15 protein-coding genes are annotated in these 19806 nt (G+C 28.7%); 10 read left to right on the top strand and 5 right to left on the bottom strand.

Annotation, left to right across the window (positions count from 1 at the left end):
* Positions 1–6 precede the first annotated feature (6 nt).
* The 4 genes from FDN13_RS03875 to FDN13_RS03860 are packed head-to-tail and all read left to right on the top strand — an operon-like array spanning position 7 to position 4701.
* Positions 7–2058, top strand: a complete 2052-nt coding sequence (locus FDN13_RS03875; RefSeq protein ID WP_138978998.1) for a BglG family transcription antiterminator — start codon at positions 7–9, stop codon at positions 2056–2058.
* On the top strand, positions 2059–2499 hold the full coding sequence (locus tag FDN13_RS03870) for a PTS sugar transporter subunit IIA (protein WP_138978997.1): 441 nt from the start codon (positions 2059–2061) through the stop codon (positions 2497–2499).
* A complete protein-coding gene (pfkB, locus tag FDN13_RS03865) occupies positions 2499–3422 on the top strand; it encodes a 1-phosphofructokinase (RefSeq protein ID WP_138978996.1) in 924 nt (307 codons plus the stop codon). Before FDN13_RS03870 ends, pfkB begins: the two co-directional genes overlap by 1 nt.
* 22 nt (positions 3423–3444) lie before the next feature.
* The gene (locus FDN13_RS03860) at positions 3445–4701 is read left to right on the top strand and encodes a zinc-binding dehydrogenase (RefSeq protein WP_138978995.1); all 1257 of its coding nucleotides are present in this window, start codon (positions 3445–3447) and stop codon (positions 4699–4701) included.
* Between the two features lie 40 nt (positions 4702–4741).
* On the opposite strand, the gene FDN13_RS03855 is transcribed toward FDN13_RS03860, so the two are convergent.
* Entirely contained in the window at positions 4742–6013 is a 1272-nt protein-coding gene (locus tag FDN13_RS03855) for a sensor histidine kinase (protein WP_138978994.1), read from the bottom strand.
* On the bottom strand, positions 6013–6690 hold the full coding sequence (locus tag FDN13_RS03850; protein WP_138978993.1) for a response regulator transcription factor: 678 nt from the start codon (positions 6688–6690) through the stop codon (positions 6013–6015). Before FDN13_RS03850 ends, FDN13_RS03855 begins: the two co-directional genes overlap by 1 nt.
* Positions 6691–6907: 217 nt before the next feature.
* On the opposite strand from FDN13_RS03850, the gene FDN13_RS03845 reads away from it, so the two are divergent.
* The 3 genes from FDN13_RS03845 to FDN13_RS03835 all read left to right on the top strand — a co-directional run bounded on the left by FDN13_RS03845 (position 6908) and on the right by FDN13_RS03835 (position 9606).
* Entirely contained in the window at positions 6908–7300 is a 393-nt protein-coding gene (locus FDN13_RS03845) for a hypothetical protein (protein WP_138978992.1), read from the top strand.
* A gap of 95 nt (positions 7301–7395) precedes the next feature.
* A complete protein-coding gene (locus tag FDN13_RS03840) occupies positions 7396–8664 on the top strand; it encodes an FMN-binding protein (RefSeq protein WP_138978991.1) in 1269 nt (422 codons plus the stop codon).
* Positions 8665–8730: 66 nt separating this feature from the next.
* Positions 8731–9606: a DUF4405 domain-containing protein gene (locus tag FDN13_RS03835; protein WP_138978990.1), complete on the top strand. Its 876-nt coding sequence runs from the start codon at positions 8731–8733 to the stop codon at positions 9604–9606.
* Positions 9607–9735: 129 nt separating this feature from the next.
* Here FDN13_RS03835 and FDN13_RS14180 read toward each other — a convergent pair whose 3' ends face one another.
* Positions 9736–12417 (bottom strand): prolyl oligopeptidase family serine peptidase, encoded by a 2682-nt coding sequence (locus FDN13_RS14180; protein WP_168190070.1) that lies wholly within the window; start codon positions 12415–12417, stop codon positions 9736–9738.
* A 318-nt stretch (positions 12418–12735) separates the two neighbouring features.
* Between FDN13_RS14180 and srtB the strand changes: the two genes are divergently transcribed.
* A complete protein-coding gene (srtB, locus tag FDN13_RS03825; RefSeq protein WP_138978989.1) occupies positions 12736–13494 on the top strand; it encodes a class B sortase in 759 nt (252 codons plus the stop codon).
* Between the two features lie 48 nt (positions 13495–13542).
* On the opposite strand, the gene galU is transcribed toward srtB, so the two are convergent.
* Together galU and FDN13_RS03815 are read right to left on the bottom strand one after the other, a co-directional pair.
* The gene (gene galU, locus FDN13_RS03820; RefSeq protein ID WP_138978988.1) at positions 13543–14436 is read right to left on the bottom strand and encodes a UTP--glucose-1-phosphate uridylyltransferase GalU; all 894 of its coding nucleotides are present in this window, start codon (positions 14434–14436) and stop codon (positions 13543–13545) included.
* Positions 14437–14614: 178 nt separating this feature from the next.
* Positions 14615–15313: an arginase gene (locus tag FDN13_RS03815; RefSeq protein ID WP_138978987.1), complete on the bottom strand. Its 699-nt coding sequence runs from the start codon at positions 15311–15313 to the stop codon at positions 14615–14617.
* A 271-nt stretch (positions 15314–15584) separates the two neighbouring features.
* Between FDN13_RS03815 and FDN13_RS03810 the strand changes: the two genes are divergently transcribed.
* A complete protein-coding gene (locus FDN13_RS03810; protein ID WP_138978986.1) occupies positions 15585–17288 on the top strand; it encodes a phospho-sugar mutase in 1704 nt (567 codons plus the stop codon).
* An 85-nt stretch (positions 17289–17373) separates the two neighbouring features.
* On the top strand, positions 17374–19509 hold the full coding sequence (locus FDN13_RS03805) for a SpoIID/LytB domain-containing protein (RefSeq protein ID WP_168190069.1): 2136 nt from the start codon (positions 17374–17376) through the stop codon (positions 19507–19509).
* The last annotated feature ends 297 nt before the right edge of the window (positions 19510–19806 follow it).

Here is a 19806-nt window from a genome sequence, read left to right as displayed (position 1 = left end):
GATTTTATGGAGAGTTTAACTGTAAGACAAAAGTTTATATTAAACAGTCTTATAGAGAAAGGCCCTTTAGATATTAAGGGCCTCTCTCAACAAATCGATGTTAGTGATAGAACTATTCTTAGAGAGATTTCTTCAATAAATAGTTTTATAAAGCAGTATAATCTTAGAATTTCAGATTGTGGTGGTAAGATTCAATTAAATGGAAGCACCGAAAATATTGAAAAAGTAAAAAAAATGTTTGATGAAATACCACTCTTATGGATGCTTACACAGGAACAAAGGCAATTATTAATTACAGCTCAACTTCTTCTTGCAAAGGAGCCGATTAAAGCTGCTTTTTTTAGCTATCAGTTTAATGTTGTAGAGGGTACTATTACGTTTTATCTTGATAAAATTGAAAGTTATCTTAAATTGAAGAATTTAGAATTAATAAGAAAACGAGGGTATGGAATTCAGGTTATTGGTTCAGAATGGAACAAAAGAAATGCTTTTGTTGAACTTTTATATGATTATAATTCCATTATTGAGCTTTTATCATATCTATATGAAGACAGCAATGACTATATGCTGAATAGTTTTTTTAAAATTACGTTTGGTGATGATTTGATTTTAAAGGCAAAAAACATTATAAAGGAATTTTATAATAATAAAAATATATTAAAGGATAATGATATTAGCTATTTCAGTGCTTTCATACACATTTTGCTATCAATTGAAAGAACAGAAAATAATATGGCTATTGAACTTCCTGAACATTTCATAAAAAATGCATTTTCTTTAAAAGGAGGAAATTTAGCAAAAAGCATTGATGAAATATTTATTAAAAATGGAATAAAACTTCCTGAGGGTGAACTTGCTTATCTTGCAATTCACTTAAATGGAGATGAAAATATAAATTTAAGCGAAAACAAAGAAAATATGGAATTTGGGTTTGATATTGAAGATTTGATTAATGAAATAATAAACATAGTATCAAAAAGACTTAATATTTATTTACATTGCGATAATCAGCTTATGGCAGGGTTAAAACAGCATTTAAATCCAGCAATTTACAGACTTACATTAGGACTTGAAATTAGAAATCCTGTAATAAACGAGATTAGAGAATATTATAGGGAGCTTTTTGATACAGTTGAATATGCCTGCAAGCTTGTTTTTTCAAAGTACAACATTTCTGTTCCATATAGCGAAGTTGGCTATATAACTATGCATATAGGTGCAGCAATTGAAAGGCAAAGTAAGTTTAAGGAAAACCTTAAGATTTTAATTGTATGCCCTAATGGAATAAGTACTGCAAAAATATTATGTAACAAGATTAAAAACAGGTTTCCAGAGATTAATGAAATAGATGTTTGCTCATTAAGAGAGATGGATGAAAAAATAAAAGAAGATTACGATATAATCCTTTCAACGGTAGAAATAAATAAAAAGTATGAAAATATAGCTGTAATTTCACCTTTTTTACAAAACGATGATGTTGAAAAAATAAATTCATTAATCAAAGCAAAATCTGAAGGTAAAAATATAAAAAATCTATTTATACCATTTTATAAAGATGAAAAATCAGAAAGTCGAGATGATTTTATTTTGGCTGATGATATATTGAAGAATTTTAGACTTAGAAATATATCTGGAAACAGTATAAATGATGTAATTATTAAAATTGTAGATGATCTTTATAAATCAAATACAATAAATAAAAAAGAAATAGTGGAATATCAGATTAGAAAGAGAGAAGAAAAAGGAAGTGTAGTAGTACCAGGAAGCCATACTGCCCTTATTCATATAAGGACAGAAGAAATCGAATCTCCTTATTTAGGAGCATATAGACTTGAAAATTTTATCGAAATGAATGGAGTAGGAGTTGTAAAAGAAAATGTAGATACTATTTTAGTTATGCTTGCAAGAAAGAATGAAAGCAGCTATATTTTAGAAACATTAGGAAAAATAAGCATTGCAATGGTACAAGATAATGAATTTACTAAGGCATTAAGGTTTGGAGATATAATTGATATTAGAAATAAACTTGTAGATATAATAAATAAGGAGGAGATGTAATTGGAAAAGCATATATTGAATGAAAATAATATATTATTAAATTTAAAAACTGAGGATAAATATAGTGCAATTGAAAGGGTAGGAAATATTTTAAAAGATAATGGATATGTAGAAGATAAATACATTGAAGGTATGAGAAAAAGAGAAGATGAAGTAACAACATATATTGGAAATGGAATAGCAATTCCACATGGGACATCAGAATATATTAAATTTATAAAAAAATCTGGAATAGTTGTAGCACAGTATCCAAATGGAGTTGATTTTGGAGATGGGAATATTGCATATATTTTAATTGGAATTGCTGGGGTTGGGGACGAGCATATAAATATACTTTCAAATATTGCACTTGTTTGTCAGGATGAGAATAATGTTAAAAAACTTGTAAAAGCAAAATCTAAAGATGAAATACTTAATATTTTAACAGAAGGTGATAACTAATGATTAAAACTGTAACATTAAACCCAGCCATTGATAAGACTGTTGAAATTGATAATTTTGAAATAAATTCAGTAAATAGAATAAAAACAATTATGCTTGATGCTGGAGGCAAAGGCATTAACGTATCAAAGGTTATTAAGGTTTTAAATGGAGATAGCATTGCAACAGGTTTTCTTGCAGGGATAAATGGACAATTTGTTAAAAATTATCTTGATGGATTAGATATAAAAAATGATTTTGTATTTATAAATGGAGAAACAAGGATAAACTTAAAAGTTGTAGATAAAATTAATAATACAAATACTGATATAAACGAGCCAGGAAATGAAGTATCAAGTGATGATTTGATGATGTTAGAGAATAAGATATTTAATGATTTAAAAGAGGATTCAATACTTGTTCTTGCAGGAAGTGTGCCATGTAATGTTAAAAAGGATATCTATAAAAAATGGATTGAGAAGGCAAAGGATTATAAGGTAAAGGTTCTTCTTGATGCTGATGGAGAACTTTTAAAGGAAGGAATAAAAGCTGGTCCATACGTTATAAAACCAAATGTTAATGAGCTTGAAAGGATTTTAGATATAAAAATAAATGATATTAACGATGTTATTAGCTCTGCTAAATCACTTTTAGATTATGGAATTGAAGTAGTTGTTGTATCTCTTGGAGAAGATGGTGCAGTTTTTGTAAGTAGAGAAAAGGTATTAAGAGTAAAAGGGATTTCTGTTGATGTAAAAAGTACTGTTGGAGCTGGGGATTCTATGGTAGCTGCTCTTGCGTATTCTATTGAAAAAGGATATGACCTTGAAAATTCCGCTTCTCTTGCAGTTGCTGCAGCAACTGCAAATGTTGCATCACCAGGGACTCAACCACCAAAAATTGAAGACATATTGAAATATAAGAATATGGTAAACATAAGTTAATTGTTGATTAGGAGGTATAAAGATGAAAACAAAAGCAGTAAGACTATATGGGGAAAATGATTTAAGGCTTGAAGAGTTTGAACTTCCTGAAATAAAGGATGATGAAATATTAGTTGAAGTAATTTCAGATAGTGTATGTATGTCTACTTATAAAGCTGTAATTCAAGGCAAAAGACATAAAAGAGTTCCACAGGATGTAGATAAAAATCCAATAATAATAGGACATGAGTTTGCAGGTAACATCATAAAAGTAGGTTCAAAGTGGAAGGACAAATTTAAAGAAGGAAGCAAGTTTGCACTTCAACCAGCGTTAAACTACAAAGGAACTATGTGGTCTCCAGGATATTCTTATATGTATTTTGGAGGAGATGCCACATATAATATAATACCTCAAGAAGTTATGGAAATAGGATGTTTATTAGAATACAATGGAGAAGCATACTATGAAGCTTCGCTTGCTGAGCCAATGTCTTGTATTATAGGAGCGTTCCATGCAAATTATCATACTGAAATGGGAAACTATGTTCACAAGATGGGCATCGTAGAAGGAGGTAATATGGCAATACTTGCAGGGGCAGGACCTATGGGACTTGGAGCCATAGATTATGCTCTTCATTGTGATAGAAGGCCTGGAAAGCTTGTTGTTACAGACATTGATGAAGAAAGATTAAAAAGGGCAAGACAGATATTTACTGAAGAGGAAGCTAAAAGATGTAATGTTGAGTTAATATTTGTAAATACAAAAAAAGTAGACAATCCTGTTGAATATTTAAGATCATTAACAGACGGCAAGGGATATGATGATGTATTTGTCTTTGCCCCTGTTTCAGAAGTAGTTGAGCAGGGCGATAAAATACTTGGAAGAGATGGATGCTTAAACTTTTTTGCAGGACCTACCGATACAAATTTTTCTGCTAAAATTAATCTCTATAACGTTCACTATTCTTATACCCATGTAATGGGAACAACAGGTGGAAATACTGATGATCTTATTGAAGCTTTAAAAATGACAGAAAAAGGACTTATTAATCCTGCAGTTATGGTAACACATATAGGGGGAATTGATTCAGTTGCAGATACTGTTTTAAATTTACCAGGTATTCCTGGAGGAAAGAAACTTATCTATACACATATAAATATGGAACTTACTGCAATAGATGATTTTGAGAAAAAGGGTGAAACAAATCCACACTTTAAAAAGCTTGCAGAAATAGTAAAAAGAAATAATGGACTTTGGTGCAAAGAAGCAGAAAGATACCTGCTTGAAAATTGGAAATAAAATATAAGCCTTTGAAGATTCATCTTCAAAGGCTTATATTTTATGAATGAACAAATGGTAGTTCAACATAAAAGGATGTTTTCTCATTTATAATGCTTTTAGCATATATTTTACCTTTATGCTGATTTATAATTGCTTTTGCAATAGCAAGGCCCAAACCATATCCGCCGCTATTACGTGAACGTGACTTATCTATGCGATAGAATCTGTCAAAAATTTTTTCTAAATCCTCTTCAGGAATTCCCTTACCAGTGTTAGTTACTGTTAATAATATATTATTATTGTGTTTTTTTAGGGAAACATTAATTGAGCCTGAATTATTGGTATATTTTATAGCATTATCTAAAAGTATCATAACAACTTCCCTTATTTGATCGCTATTTCCAAAAGTTATCAAATTAGGTTCTATAGTATAATTTAAAGAAATATTATGTTCAAATATTATTGCCTCCATAGTCAAAATAACATTTTCTACAATTTCGCTTACGTTGAAATTTGAAAAAAACATTTTATTATTAGATGTATCCATTTGCGTAAGATATAAAAGGTCATTTGTTAATTTAGCCATTCTTTCAGATTCTGATTTTATATAATAAAGCCATTTTGACTGGCTGCTAATTGTGTCGCTGCTATTAGATAAAAGTACATCTACACTTGTATTTATTACAGTAAGAGGAGTTTTAAGCTCATGAGATGCATCTGTAATAAACTGCTGTTGTTTTTCAAAGGCTTCTTTAACCGGTTTTATAGCTTTGTTTGCAAAAAATCTGCTTATAAAATAAATTACAATTAGCATAATGAAAGCTACTAAAATAAATGTATATATCATGCTTGATAAAATCTGTTGCTCGGAAGTAATGTCAATAAAAACAATCCTATATCCATTTGTTATAGGATTAATTACATAAGCCCAATTATTTTCATCTATTTTAAAGGTACCTATAGATTTGTTTTGCGATAGTATTTTCTTTAGTGCATTTTCATAGAGAGCATCATCTATATTAAATGTTGATAATTTAGATATAATATTATACTGCTTGTCTGTAAGCAGTGAAAAAGAAATTGAACGCTCTGATATATTTTCAAACTTTCCAGGCTTTTTATGATGAGGTACTTTTATAGTTAATTCTGGTGGTGTAAAATTTTCATCCATTTTGCCATAGAACATTGAAACATCTATTAGTTCTTCATACACTCTACTACGTATGCTCTGATATGTTATAAGGTAAATTGCTCCAAAGGATATAAACATCATTATTGATATTATAATTAGGTTTAGAATAAGAAATTTATTCCTAAGTTGCTTAAACATTAAGGCTGCACCTCCAGAATATAGCCTACCCCTCTGACGGTATTTATGCAGACTTTAGAGTTTAAAGAAGCAAGCTTTTTTCTTAAAAATGAAATATAAACTTCTACATTGTTATGTTCAGCATCAGAATCAAAACCCCAGAGTTTTTCAATCACAAGTTCTTTTGGAGTTACAGAAGATTTTCTTAATATAAGAAGTTCAAGAAGCTGGCATTCTTTTAAAATAAGTTTAATTTCCTTATCTCCTTTGCATAATTTTAATGCAGAAGTGTTTAGTTCTATATCTCCAAACTTTAAATTGTTGTCAGGTAAAACTTCACCTTTACGTCTTAGAGCAGCTCTAATTCTTGCAAGTAGCTCTTCTGTTGCAAAAGGTTTAGCAAGGTAGTCATCAGCACCACTGTCCAGTCCTTTAACCTTATCAGAGATTTCGCCTTTGGCTGTAAGAAGTATAACAGGTGTTGAAATTCCTTCTTTTCTTATATTTTTAAGTACAGTTATTCCATCCATTTCAGGGAGCATTATATCAAGTATAATTAAATCATATATTCCACTCAAAGCATTATCAAGTCCTTTGCTGCCATCATTTACTGCATCAACTATATAGTTATGTTTTCTTAATATCTGTGTTAATGCCTCTGCAAGATGAACTTCATCTTCTACTATTAATATTCTCATTAAAATCAATCCTCTCTGTTTGAGATTTAATAATATTAATTATATCACAGCAAACCTTAATTAAACCTTAAATATAAATGGAAGCTTTTAAATTATACAGAACAAATCCAAGAAATTTTTTGCTATTTAAGGTTTATTTAAGGTTCTATTAATAAAATAGCCTATAAGTAATTTAATTCAATTGATTATATTTTTAAAAATGAAAGGAGTAATTAAAATGAAGGAAAAAATAATGGCTTTTTTACAAAATGAAAAAGTAAAGGAAAATATTAAAAGAGTTTTTAATAAAAGAAATCTTAAAAAAGTAGTTATTGTAATAATAATAGCTGCTGCTTTAAAAATTACATATTCTTTTGCATTTGAAGTAAAAGGTTATGTAAGCAGGATTGATGGAAGTAAAATAACAGTAGTTAATTATCTTACAACCCAAACTGTAGATATAGGTAGTTTTATAAATACATTAGATAATATACAGGTTGGAGATAAAATAGTTATAAAGAAAAACTTATCAGGTCAGGTAATGAGTGTAAAGGACATTAACAAAGATAAAAGATTAATTGATAAACATAATTTTAGAGATTTTAATGGCCACTATTTCAAGAGAAGGTAGGTTTACTGGAAGATATAAATTAATTTGTACTATATTTTAGGAAAAGATTTTGTCAAAAGAAAATTGTACTGACATAACATTGAGGAGGTTCAATATTGAATAAGAGAAATAATGTATCATATATCAGATTAGTAATTCAGATTTTGTTTTTGATAATTATGCCTGAACTTTTTACATTGATTTTTGGGCAAGTAAAACAAATATATATCTATGTTATAAATGGTGATTTTGAGATAAATAAAATACTACCATTAACTATGGATCTTTTAATTTTAATTCCTTTAACAATGATATTTGGACGGTTTTTTTGTGGATATCTATGTGCCTTTGGAACAATAAATGATCTTTTATATAAATTGTCATCAAAGGTTTTAAATATAAGGTTCAAGATTAATAAAAAGGCAGATAAATATTTAAAACTTATTAAATATATAGTTCTATTGTTTTGTATTATTTTTGTCTGGACATTAGGATATAGTGGGTTGAATGATTTGAATCCTTGGAATGCATTTGCACAAATAACTCAGCTTCCGCCGTCAGTTCCAAGTATTACAGGACTGAGTGTTTTAATTTTAATATTGATTGGTTCTTTATTAATAGAAAGGTTTTTTTGTAGGTATTTATGTCCATTGGGAGCATTTTTATCTATACTTCAAGTCTTTAGAATAGTTAGGATAAATAAAAATAAATCTATTTGTTTAGATGGATGTGGTATATGTACAAGAAATTGTCCCATGGGTATAGAACTTAATAAAGTTAATAGAGTTGATAGTTTAGACTGCATTCAATGTATGAATTGCACCAAAGATTGTACAAAAAATAATATTAAATTAACAATAGCATCAAAGGCAATAAATGGAGTTGCAGTTCTATTGATATTTATATTTATTTTCATAACATTTAAGGGATTGGCTGGGCAAATAAATTATATTAATCCAAGTGTTGATTCAGTAAAAATTGAAGAGTCAAATGAAATTAAAACTGAGAATAAACAGAGTATTTCAAATGATAAAGTAAATAGATTTAGAGGACATGGCCATGGAGAACATGTGGTTATGCAGTCAAAGGTAGAAAATATTCAAGTTACAGAGGGAGAATATAAGGATGGCACGTACACCGGTACTGCAAATGGATTTAAACCTGGCCTTACAGTAGAAGTAACAATAAGTGGAGGTAAGATTACAAAGATTGATATAGTAGATCATAACGAAACGCCAAGTTATGCAAGAATGCCTATGCAATTAATTCCAAATGAGATTATAAACAGCCAGTCAACAAATGTTGATACTGTATCAGGTGCAACAAGGACAAGTGTTGGAATAATTAATGCTGTTGCTGATGCATTAAAACAGGCAAAAAAATAAAGGGTTTAATTTTTAAAAATAAACACATTCAAAAAAATTTATTAAAAATTTGAAAGGAGTGGTAAAATGAGAAAAATAAATTTAATAAAAATGATATTAGACATTGTTATGACACTTGTATTGGTATTACTTTATAACAAGAGGGTAATTTCAGGTTTAGCATTTCATGAGATGGCAGGACTTTGTATCGGAGGAGTATTTATTATTCATAAAGCTTTAAACTGGAGATGGATAAAGCAAGTGACATTGAATATAACAAAGAAAAAAATATCTCTCAGAACTAAGATATGCTATGCAGTAGATGTACTTTTATTATGTTCATTTACTTATATTATAGTTAGTGGCATTCTTATTTCTAAGACACTATTTCCTAATATAAATGTTGGAAATGAAAGCTTTTTTTCTATCACACATAAGCCTGTGGCTTATGCTGCACTTATATTAATTGGCATTCATATTGGGTTTCATTGGAGTTGGGTTATTAATATATTTAAAAAAATATTTGGGATATCAAATTCAAAGAAAATATCAAGTTTTGTAGCTAAAGTATTAATGCTTGTTGTACTATCTTCTGGAATATATAGCATTTATTCAACAAATTTCTTTGGAAGGTTTGCAATGATAGGTTCAGCTATAAATGGAACTAATAAACCTGGAATAGAAAGAGGATTAAATAATAATCAGCTAAATAGAGATAATGGACAGTTTGAAAATAAAAATAATATCAATATTACTCCACAAAATGGAAATAATGGAATGGGCAATTTCCCTGGGCATGGTGGTCAAATGCCAGGTGGAGGAAATGGATTCGGAAACGTTAGCGCATTAAGTGTTATTAGAACATACCTTAGTATAGTTGGATTTTTTGCAATAGTTACATTTTATATTGAAAAACTTTTTATAAGATTGAGAACAAATAGAAAGTGTTTATATCAAAATTGATAATAAAATATGAAAAACTATTTAAGTTAGTATGACAATTTTAAAATATTAATAAATAGCCCTGAGAATAATACCATTGTTTTATTTAACTAATGCTATTCTCAGGGCTATTTTTACTATATAATCATATTAATTTTTAATACTATTCTTTCTTAATGTTAAATATGCACCTAACATAGAAACTATCATTAGTATTATTATTGAAGCTATTGGTGTATTATCTCCAGTCTTTGGAACAGACACTTCTTTTGTAGCATTGCTTTGTTCAGTTGAAACTTTGTTAAGCCTTTGAGCAGCCATCCATTCCATTATTGTTGTATTTTTACCATTAATTACTGTGCTGCACTCATTATTATAAACATAAATCCATGACCAATGTCCGTTGTATTCATAGGGTGTACCATCTGCTTTTTTGTATAAGCCTGTTGTATCAACAACATTATCAAAATATGATAATTGAACATTTTTGGCTCCAGCTTTTATTAAACGGTCATAAGTTGGAAGTGTATTAATTGCAGGTGGAAGTACCGTATCTGTTTTTGCACAAGTGAACCATATTGGAGTTTGCATCATTTTTTTAATATCCTCATCAGTAATCAATGAATCTTTTAGACCTTCGCATACAGGATATGCAGCTGCAAAATATCCAGGATAATCACGTATCATAAGCATTGTCATATAACCACCGTTAGAGCATCCACCTATATATATTCTGTTTTTATCAATATCGCTGTTTTTAGAAACATACTCTTCAATTAAAGCCATAAGAGCTTTCTCATATTTTGAAGTTCCATCTGCTTTACCAGTAAATCCATCCATCCAATAAGTTGGTGCCTGAGGAACTAAAATGTATGCTCCTCCAAAGTATGCTTGTATTTCTTTTGATGCTAAATTAACAGATTTATTTGCAGAAAGGGGAATTGTTGCATCTGTTCCACCTTCACCACCACCATGTAGCCAAATAATCAGTGGATTCTTTTTATTATCATTTGCTGGAGAAAAGCTTGCAAAGGTTAAAGTAACATTATCATAACTAATCTTTCCTAATTTGAAATCATCAACACCTATTCGTATTTGGTTAGTGCATTTATTTGCAACGAGCCCAGAAACAGTTACACTACCTGATATAATATCTTTTTCTTGAGTAATGATGTAATTACAGTCTATCCAAACATTAGAGCCGCTATAGTAATTTAAAGGCGAGCCTAATGTAACTGCAGGACCAATTTCCATTTCAAGCACTGCATATCTTCCACTTGAAACAGAGTTACCTTTTGAATCAGAAACATAAGCATTTAAAACTTTTCTATATCCTTGCTCTAATAGAGGTTTTGCTAATCTACTATCTTTTCTTGTAACAAATACAGAGAAACTATCTTTATTTACAGAACCTTGTTTTACTGTTTGTCCTAAATCAACTATTACCTTTGTAATGGCTGCTCCCCAATCCTTTATTTCAACTACAGATGTATAGCCAGTTGATTTTGCTTTTGTTTGAGAAGCAAGCCACTCCATTATTGTTGTTGTTTTCCCATTTACTGTTTCTTTGCACTCATTATTATAAACATAAATCCATGAGCAATGTCCGTTGTATTCATAGGGTGTACCATCTGCTTTTTTGTATAAGCCTGTTGTATCAACAACATTATCAAAGAATGAAAAATGAATGTTATTTGCCCCTGCTTTTAATAATCGATTATATGTTGGCACTACATATTCATTAGGATTTACAACTGTATCTGTTTTAGCAGCAGTAAACCATATAGGAATGTTTTTAATTTTCTGAATATCGGCGTCGGTTATCAGCTTGTCTGCTAATGCTTCACAAGTTGGTATTGCAGCTGCAAAATATTCTGGATAATCTCTAATCATAAGCATTGTCATATACCCGCCATTGGAGTCTCCGCCTATGTATATTCTATTTTTATCAATATCATTATTCTTTGAAACATAATCTTTTATTAAAGCCATAAGCGCTTTTTCGTATTTTGAAGTTCCATCTCCAAATGAATTAAATCCATCCATCCAGTAAGTTGGTGCCTGAGGAACTAAAATGTATGCTCCTCCAAAGTATGCTTGTATATCCTTTGATGCAAAATTATCTGCTTTATTTGCAGAAATCGGAATAGTTGGGTCTGTTCCACCTTCTCCCATACCATGTAGCCAGATAATTAATGGATTCTTTTTATTATCATTTGCTGGAGAAAAGCTTGCAAAGGTTAAAGTAACATTATCCTCACTGTTAGTAAAACTTCCTGTTGTGAAATCATCAACTATCTTTCTTATTTCACCTTTACAATTAGTAATAACAAGCCCTGAAACTGTTTTAGAATTAGTAGTTATATCTTTTTGCTGTGTAATTGTATATTCGCTGTTAATCCATGAATTCAAAAATGTTTTCATGTCGAAGTTTAGTGGTGAACCTAAAGTAAGCTCTGGTCCAACTTCCATTTCAAGTACTACAAAATTTCCACTGTCTACAGCGTTACCATCTTTGTCTGAAACATAAGCCTTTGTAATTTTACGATCTCCTTCATTTAATATTGTTTTTGCTGAATCTGTGTTTTTTCTTACAACATGTACCTTAAAAGTGTCAGTTGTTACTGAATCTTTAGTTATTGTTTGTCCAATATCAATTATTACTTTTGTAATAGCAGCTCCCCAATCAAATATTTCAATAACAGAACGGTATGATGGTTCCTGTGAAGTTGATGTTTCAGCAAGAACACTAATGTTAGAAGAAAATATCATTGTAAATGTTAAGAAAAATGCAATTAATGCTCTTGTCCTCTTTAGAATTTTTCCCTTCATTTTTTAACCTCCTTTATTTTTAAATTAAAATATATTAATATAAAATTTATACATCAATACCAAAAATTACATATAGCAATATATATGCCAAAACAGTGATGTTGAGAAATATCATAGCTTTTTAAAGTTGATAAGGAAAGTGTTTTATTAGATATTATTTAGTGTTTAATTATGTGTTTTAAATTCCATGTTTAGTTAAAAACATATTTTGTATAAAAACTATATATAACGTATGGAGAATATTGACTTGTTAATGTACAATTTTATTAACAACAATGTAAACTATATAGAAAAACTTATTTAATAAGAGGTGAAACAATGAAAATAAATATAAAAAAATCTTTTGGTTTTATTTTTTTATTGATTGCTATTATATCAATGATTGATTTGATTTATATATTTTATGAATACAAAAAAGATAGAGATATGTATAGTGAATTAGTAAAAAGTGCTGTTTATAACGAATCGGATAAAAAAATTGAATTTGACAATAGCTTAAAAGTATCCAACAGTTTAGAAAAAATAAATATAAATGAAGACAAATTAAAATCAATTAATAGTGATTATAAATTTTGGATAAGGATAGAAAACACAAAGATCAACTATCCAGTAGTTCAAGGAAAAGATAATGATTATTATACCATTTATGATTTTGAACGCAAAAAAAGAAAAGCTGCATCAATATTTATTGATTGCAGGAATGATATGCAAAAAGATAAAAATATAATTATTTATGGCCATAATATGCATGATGGGAGCATGTTTCATGACTTAATAAAATTTAAAGATAAGAATTTTTTTGAAAACAATAAAACCATAGAAATAACAATAAATAATAAAAAATATATATATGAAATATTTTCTGTTTATGTAACAAGTTCTTCTGATAATTATTTAATAACAGCCTTTAGCTCTCCAAAGGATTTTATGGAATATATTAGTAAAGCTAAAAGTAAATCTCTTTTCAAAAATAATTTAGAAATTACTTCTGATGATAAAATAATTACCTTGTCTACTTGCAGCTATGAATTTAATGATGCAAGAACAGTGGTTCATGCAAAACTCATCAAACAATGATGAGTTTTATCATCAGTATGGAATATAATTTTTATGTTAAAGATTTTGTTAATTTGATGCTAAATCGTTATTTGGTTGTTTATTAATTATTTTAGAGAGGTATGCTAAAAAATCATTTTTCAGGTCATCTCTTTTCAGTGCGAATTCTACAGTTGCTTGCAAAAAGCCAAGTTTATCTCCAACATCGTATCTTCTGCCTTTAAAAACATAAGCATACATTGCTTCCTTATTTAGAAGTTCTTTTAGGGCATCGGTAAGTTGTATTTCTCCACCTTTCCCGGGTTTTGTATGCTCTAATATTTCAAAAATACTTGGAGTTATAATATATCTTCCAAGTATTGCAATATTAGATGGTGCTTTTTCTATGTCAGGTTTTTCAATTAAATCTTTAACTTTAAATACACCGTCTTCTATATGCATTCCTTTTACTATTCCATATTTATTAACGTCTTCTATAGGTACTTCTTGAACTCCAAGTATTGTAGTTTTATATTCATTATAAACATCAATAAGCTGCTTTAAGCAAGGTTCTTTATTATCTACAACATCATCTCCAAGCATTACAGCAAAAGGCTCATTTCCAACAAATGTTTTAGCACAATATATAGCATGTCCAAGACCTTTTGGTTCTTTTTGTCTTATGTAATATATTTGAGCAAGATTTGAAATATAATCAACTTCCTTTAATAGTTCATCTTTATGTTTTGATTTTAGTTCCATCTCTAGTTCAACAGATTTATCAAAATGATCTTCAATTGCTCTTTTATTTCTTCCAGTAATTATTAAAATTTCTTCGATTCCTGACTCAACAGCTTCTTCAATTATATATTGAATAGTTGGCTTGTCTACAATTGGGAGCATTTCTTTTGGTTGAGCTTTAGTTGCAGGTAAAAAACGTGTTCCAAGCCCTGCAGCAGGAATTATAGCTTTCCTAACTTTCATATTCCTTCTCCTTTCTTAAATCTTGAAGTTGGTTATATCATTTCTATAATTAGAAAAATTTCCTTATTTATAATTTATCATAGCTTTTACAAAAACTAAATAATTATTATTGAACTTTTTTCCTTAAATTTTAACGATTATTAATGTTTTTAAAAATGTTTATTTGAGTTAAAAAGCTTTATGATATCATAAAAAAAATCTTATCGGATAAGCTAATGTTTTGAGGATCCCATTTTCTTTTGGGACAATCTATTAATTTGAAAGGTATTTTCAGTTGATTTATAAATTCAAAGAATTTATTATCATACCATGGAGGAGTCCATGCACCTGATCTGCATATATGAATGGTTGTTATAGGAATACTGGTGCTTATATTTTTAAATGATATGTATTTAATGTTGTAAATTTTGTTTATGCTTTCAAAAAAGATAGGTTTTTCTAATGTATACTTACTATAAACTATATATGCTTTTTTAATATAGTTATCTTTAAAAAGTTTACCAAGCCAGTTTGCACAATTCACTTCAAAATCTAAAGAATCTATACCACCATATCCTAAATCACTATGTGAATCAAATAGATAAACTATATCACATTTAAAGTTCTTTGCAATATCATAAGATAGTTTATGGGAATCAGAAACAAAAACCTTTGTATCATTTGAAATGTTAAATTTGCTTTTTATTTTTTGCCAAAAAGTTTTTATTTCCATAGATAAATCATAATATTTATTTATATTAATTCCTTTTTCTTGAAAATATAAATATTTCTTATACCATAAATCAATAACATTTTTTTTGTTTTCCAGGGAAGAATTAAGCTTTAAGTCTTTACAACATATAAAATAATCCCAATCTACAGATAACAAACAACCCATAACACCACCCCAAAAGATTTTTATTTAAAAATGTTATGATTTTTCCTTATTGTATTATTATAAAATATTAATAATAAAAATTTCAATTAATTTTAAAAACTAAGATAAAGATAAATCTATTTTAACTTTATTTAAAAAGTTCATAATTTCTAATAAATTAAATAAAATAGAAGAATTTAAAATTAATATAAGGATAAGTTTGGGATAAGAAACTTTGATAATGGTATATTTTGGTTTATAATAATAGGAAAATGGTAAAGGGGTGTTTTATATGGATTATAAACAAATGTATTATAAATGGCTTGATTTTGATGAAAAAACAAGGAATGAGCTATTAACTATAAAGGATGAAAAAGAGATAATGGATAGGTTTTATAAAAATCTTGAATTTGGTACTGGTGGCTTAAGAGGGGTTATAGGTGCTGGTACTAACAGAATGAATGTATATACTATAAGACGTGCAACTCAGGGGTTAGCAAATTACATATTACATAAAGGAATTAACAACCCTTCTGTTGCTATAGCTTATGATTCAAGACTTTATTCAGATGTTTTTGCAATGGAAGCGGCTTTGGTACTTAATGCTAATGGAATTAAGACTTATATATTTAATGAATTGAAACCAACGCCAATGCTTTCTTTTGCCGTAAGAGAACTTAAGACAACAGCAGGAATAGTAATAACTGCAAGCCATAACCCCAAGGAATATAATGGCTATAAGGTTTATTGGAGCGATGGAGGACAAATAACTGAAGAGCATGCAAAGGGTATACTGGAGGAAATTGAAAGAGTTGATTATGATGATATTAAAACAATAGAATTAAATAAAGCAAAAGAAATTGGACTTTTTAATTATGTAGATAAATCTGTTGAAGATAAGTATATTGAGCTTGTTAAAGAACTTGTAATAAATAAGGATCTTGTAAAAAGTGAAGGGGAAAAAATAAAAATTATTTATACTCCTCTTCATGGAACGGGGAATAAGCCTGTTAGACGAGTATTATCAGAATTGGGATTTACGAATGTAAAAATAGTTTTAGAGCAGGAAATGCCAGATTTTAATTTTAGCACTGTAAAATACCCCAATCCTGAGGAACATGATGTTTTTGAAATAGCTATTGAAATGGCAAAAAATGATGGAGCAGATTTAATTCTTGGAACTGATCCAGATTGTGATAGAGTAGGGGTTGTTGTTAAAAACGATTATGGGGAATATATTGTATTAACTGGAAATCAAACTGGTGTGCTTCTTACAGAATATATGCTATCTCAGCTTAAATGTAATAATAAAATGCCTGACAATCCTATGGTTATTAAAACTATAGTTACAACAGAACTTGCAAAGGAAATTTGCAGGAATTATGGTGTTGAGATTATAGATGTATTAACAGGTTTTAAATATATTGGTGAAAAAATAAAAGAATATGAAGGGAAAAAGAATTTTATAATAGGCTTTGAAGAGAGCTATGGCTATCTTTCAGGGACATTTGTAAGGGATAAGGATGGAGTAATTGCTTGTGCTCTAATATGTGAAATGGCTGCTTGGTATAAATCAAGAGGTATGTCGTTGTATGATGGAATTAAAGAGATATATAAAAAATATGGCTATTATAAGGAAGACCTTAAATCAGTTACACTAAAAGGTATTGAAGGAAGTGAGAGAATAAAAAATATAATGGAAAAATTAAGGAATGAAACACCTTTAAAGATTGCTCAACAGGAAGTTATAACTGTTAAAGATTATTTAAAGAAAATTGAGAAGAATGTATTAAATGGTGATGAAGAAGTAATTGATCTTCCAGAATCAAATGTTATTCAGTTAGTATTAAAGGATAAAAGTGTTATAACTGCAAGGCCTTCTGGAACAGAGCCTAAAATAAAATTTTATTTTGCTGCTGTTGCCAAAGATATTGATGAAGCCAATAGAAAGATAGAAAAAATGCAAGAAGATGTACTAAGTTTTTGCAATATCTAAATATAGCATTACCTCCGTATGATTGTAATACGGAGGTTTTTGTTATATAATGCTATTAAGTGGAATTATTTTTGGAGGTGATAGGATGAAAAGACGAATATTAGTATTTGCTGTTGTCTTTTCATTTCTTTTTTCAAGCATTTCTTTTGCATTTCAAAGAAACTCATATTTTGAAAATTTAAGAATAGGTCTTGAAAATATGGTTTCAAATTCTATTGAGATTATTTTAAATGGTGATTATAAAGTTGGAGATAATATAATCCAATCTGGTACAAGCCATTTTTTGAATATTAATAATAATAAAATAAATATGGATGGGGTGGATTATGACAGTATTTTAATTACCCCTCAAAATAATACTAATACTTTGACGTTGAAGGTTGGAATGAAAGTATATAATTATCTTGGAGCTTTTGAGTTTATAGTTAGATCTGGGAGTATTTTGCCTATAAATATTATAAACGTTGAAGATTACTTAAAGGGAGTTGTTCCTTATGAAATGTCAAACTCATTCCCAATTGAGGCTTTAAAAGCACAGTCAGTAGCAGCGAGAAACTATGCACTTTCAAATAAGGGAAAACATTCTGATAAAGGCTATGATTTATGTGATACTACAGATTGCCAGGTATATAGAGGGTATAATCCAAGCTATAGTAATGTTATTAAAGCTGTTGAGGATACAAAAGGGATGATTCTTTTATATAATGATGAATTTGTAGAAGGGTATTACAGTGCAAGTGATGGAGGATACACAGAAGCTTCAATTAATATATGGAGTGCAAATAAAGATTATTTAAAAACTAAATTAGATGAATTTGATAATGAATTATGGCCCTATGGAGACGTAAACTTAAAATCAAGTGATATAGATTTAAAACTAAAAAGCAAAGGGTATTTAAAGCAAGAGTATAATTTTGTAAGGATTGATTTAGATAGTATAAAAAAATACGATAGCGGAAGAATATCATCAATTGAAGTTGTTTATAAAGATATTAATGGAGTAGAACAGAAATTGGCTTTTACAAAGGAGAAGGCAAGGACTTTCTTGTCACTTCCAAGCTCTTTATATGATGTTACTTATGATATAAACACAGATACATATACTTTTAAAGGAAAAGGTAATGGACATGGAGTTGGTATGAGCCAAATAGGGGCTAAAAACAGAGCAATAGCTGGACAAACTTATGATTCTATTTTGAATTTTTATTATGATGGTACTTATTTGTTAAATATGCTAAATCCAAGTAAAGAGTTAATTATTAATAAAGATAAAATAAATATTAATAATAATATTTTTATAACTTATGATGGAATTTTAGAAGGAGCATTATATAAATATGTACTGGAACAGGATGGAAATGTTGTGTATGTAAAAGACTATTCTAATGATAAAAATTTAATGTATGTTCCTGATAAAGCTGGAAATTATAGAGTTCATCTTTATATAAAATATAGTTCTTCTCAAAATGAGTTCGATGAAGAAAAGATTAAGGATTTTGTTGTTATTGATTCAAATGATTCTGGGATAGGTAATAATTCTCAATCAAATTCATCGTCTAAAGAAGTAAACTCTAATTCGGGTAATGATACCATACAACAAGGCAATAGTTCTACACAAGGTACATCTTCTGATAATAAAACAAAGACAGATTCACAAAACAGTTCTGACATAAATAAAAGTGATAATGCTACAAACTCAATTACAACAGTAAGTGCTTTAAGCATTAGTAGATCATTGTCAAAAGGGAGTAAAGGTAATGATGTACTTTTGTTGCAGAAGTATTTAAAGATGCTTGGCTATCAGTTGGATGAAAACGGAGTATTTGATAATAAAACTAATTTAGCTGTAGTAGATTTTCAAAAAAAGAACAATATTAATGCTTCTGGAATAGTAGGAGTTAAAACTGTAGCTGCAATTAACAAGGCGATAATGAATAAATATACTACATCTTCTGTTACAGTTTCAAGAGGTGAAAGCTCTATTAAGAATATAAGATTTAGTTTTCAAGGAGTTTTAAAGAAAGGAGATAAAGGTGAGCAAGTAAAAAAACTACAAGAGGCATTAAAGTTTTTATCATATAACGTTGATATTAATGGAGTTTTTGATGAAAAAACTGAGGTAGCTGTGAAAGCATTTCAAAAATCAAATAAATTAGTGATTGATGGAATTGTTGGAAGTAAAACAATAAAATTAATAGAAGAAAGATTGAGGCTGCAATAGGCAGCCTTTTAAATTTTCTCAAGTATATAGAGCCTTTTAAATGAAATGTTTCTGTTACAAGCTCCAGGATATAGTTTAGTATCATTAATCGATGATAAAAATGAGGATAAAATATATTATGATTTTCAAAATCAATTGTTTTATTATAAAAAGTTTTGTTGATTATATCCTAATTTTAATAAAAATACTAATTAATTTATGATTGAAAAACAAGCCTATGTACCTGTTTATATTGTAAATGACAATATGAGAAAAAAAGGCTTTTACGATGTATTAAATATCTTTTTAGCATGAATT

Source organism: Caloramator sp. E03 (genome assembly GCF_006016075.1).
Lineage (GTDB): Bacteria > Bacillota > Clostridia > Clostridiales > Caloramatoraceae > Caloramator_B.
The sequence above is the reverse complement of the archived record's forward strand: the minus strand, read 5'-3'. Positions and strand labels throughout refer to the sequence as shown.